Source organism: Collinsella sp. CLA-JM-H32B (genome assembly GCF_040098065.1).
Lineage (GTDB): Bacteria > Actinomycetota > Coriobacteriia > Coriobacteriales > Coriobacteriaceae > Collinsella.
In genome coordinates, this window is the sequence record NZ_JBBNNA010000026.1 from 1 (window position 1) to 2,419 (window position 2,419).

3 protein-coding genes are annotated in these 2,419 nt (G+C 66.1%); all 3 read right to left on the bottom strand.

What is annotated here, in order from left to right; genetic code table 11:
• On the bottom strand, positions 1-554 hold a 554-nt coding region (locus AAA138_RS09740; protein WP_349090657.1), incomplete at its 3' end, for a UDP-N-acetylglucosamine 2-epimerase.
• A gap of 4 nt (positions 555-558) precedes the next feature.
• A complete protein-coding gene (locus AAA138_RS09745; protein ID WP_349090658.1) occupies positions 559-1,776 on the bottom strand; it encodes an NAD-dependent epimerase/dehydratase family protein in 1,218 nt (405 codons plus the stop codon).
• Position 1,777: 1 nt separating this feature from the next.
• On the bottom strand, positions 1,778-2,419 hold a 642-nt coding region (locus tag AAA138_RS09750; RefSeq protein ID WP_349090659.1), incomplete at its 5' end, for a polysaccharide biosynthesis protein.

Consider the following 2,419-nt stretch of genomic DNA (forward strand, 5'->3'; position numbering starts at 1 on the left):
GCCATGGGAGAGCCCGTGACGTAGGTGCGCTCCGGGGCGCAGCCGGTGTCCTTGAGGTAGCGGCGGGCGTGCTCGGAGTAGGCCAGGTTGACGTCGGAGATCACGTCGACGATGCGGCGGTTGGTCTCCTCGGGCAGGCACTCGTCCTTGCAGCGGTTGCCGGCCTCCATGTGGAAGATGGGGATGTGCAGACGCTTGGCCGCGATGGCGGACAGGCAGCTGTTGGTGTCTCCCAGGATCAGAAGGGCGTCGGGCTTGACCTCGACCATGAGCCTGTAGCTCGCGGCGATGATGTTGCCCACGGTCTCGCCCAGGTCGGCGCCCACGGCGTCCAGGTAGACGTCGGGGTCGGCGAGCGACAGGTCGCGGAAGAAGATGCCGTTGAGAGTGTAGTCGTAGTTCTGGCCGGTGTGCGCCAGCAGGCAGTCGAAGTGGCGGCGGCACTTCTTGATGACCTCGGACAGGCGGATGACCTCGGGGCGGGTGCCCACGATGATCAGCAGCTTCAGTCGGCCGTCGTCCTCGAATGCGATATCGGAATAGTCCTTGCCCATGCGGCTAGACCTCCTCGTAGTAGGTGTCGGGGTTCTCGGGGTCGAAGGGCTCGTTGGCCCACATGACCGTCACGAGGTCCTCGGTGTCGGACAGGTTGGTGATGGAGTGCGTGTAGCCGGGGATCATCTCCACGGCTCGCATGTCGGAACCCGAGACGACATACTCGTCGACGGGGAACGGGTTGCCGTCGGCGTCCTCCCCCACCTTCCTGAGCTTGATCGACGCGGTGCCGGACACCACCAGAAACCTCTCCCACTTGCTCATGTGCCAGTGGTTGCCCTTGGTGATCCCGGGCCTGGACACGTTGATCGAGACCTGGCCGCGCTCGGGCGTGCGCAGGAACTCGGTGAACGAGCCGCGCGCGTCCACGTTGGGCTTGAGGCCATAGGAGAAGTTCCCCGGCTCGTAGTAGGACAGGAACGTGCTCCAGAGCTTCTTGGAGAAGGAGCCCTCGGTCAGGTCGGGCACCGAGAGCGTCTCGCGGCTATCTCGGAAGCCGTCGAGCAGGCAGACGATCTCGCCCAGGGTCTTCACATCGGTCTCCGGGACGTAGCAGAACCCGTCACCGTCGACGCGCTCCAGCCCGTCGTATCCGCAGCGGTGCTCACGCCCCAGCAGCGCACCCAGCATCTCGTCGACCAGGTCGTCGATGTAGAGGAGCTCCAGCTCGACGGAGGGGTCGTTGACGGTGTAGGGGCGGCCGTTGGCGATGGCGTCGCAGAAGGTGGCCACGGCGGAGTTGTACCGCGGGCGGCACCACTTGCCGTAGAGGTTGGGGAAGCGGTAGATGAGCACCGGCGCCCCGGTGCGCTCCGAGTACTCGCGGAACAGGCCCTCCCCCGCCAGCTTGGACTCGCCGTAGGCCGAGCCCTCGAAGCGGCCCGACAGGCTCGCCTGCGCGGAGCTGGAGAGCATGACGGGGCACCTGTTGCCGTGTCGCTCGAGCGTCTCGAGCAGCGTGGAGGCGAACCCGAAGTTGCCCTCCATGAACTCGGATTGCTCCTTTGGGCGGTTGACGCCGGCCAGGTTGAAGACGAAGTCGGCGCGGGAGCAGTAGTCCTCCAGCTCCCCGGGCGTCGAGTCGATGTCGTACTCCATGACCTCGAGGGGAAGGAGTGCCTGGTATTTGGCGCGGCGGTCCTTGCCGTCCCTTATGTTCTTCAGCGCGCAGCAGAGGTTCCTGCCGACGAAGCCCCTGGCGCCGGTGACGAGGACGCGCACCCTACTGCACCGCCTCGTGCTCGCGGCCCTCGAGTGCCAGCTGCACGTACTCGGCGGTCTTGATCTTGGCGATGGTGCCCTCCACGTCGAGCCTCTCGGTGTTGTGGGAGGTGTAGGACTCGTCGGCCTGGGTCTCCACCTCGCCGTCCACGACGAACTTGTCGTAGTTCAGGTCGCGCGAGTCGCAGGCCACGCGGTAGTAGCCGCCCATGTCCTCGGCGCGCAGTCGCTCCTCGCGGGTCATGAGGGTCTCGTAGAGCTTCTCGCCGTGGCGGGTGCCGATGACCTGGGTGCCCACGCGGCCGAAGACCTCCTGCACGGCCTCGGCGAGGTCGCCGATCGTGGAGGCGGGGGCCTTCTGGATGAACAGGTCGCCGGGGTTGGCGTGCTCGAAGGCGAACTGCACCAGGTCGACGGCCTCATCGAGGTTCATAAGGAAGCGGGTCATGTTGGGGTCGGTGACCGTGAGCGGCTCGCCCTTGCGGATGCGGTCGATGAACAGCGGGATGACGCTGCCGCGCGAGCACATGACGTTGCCGTAGCGGGTGCAGCAGATGGTGGTGCGGCCGGCGCCGTTGCGGGCGTTGGCGTAGATGATGGACTCCATCATGGCCTTGGACTTGCCCATGGCGTTGATGGGGTA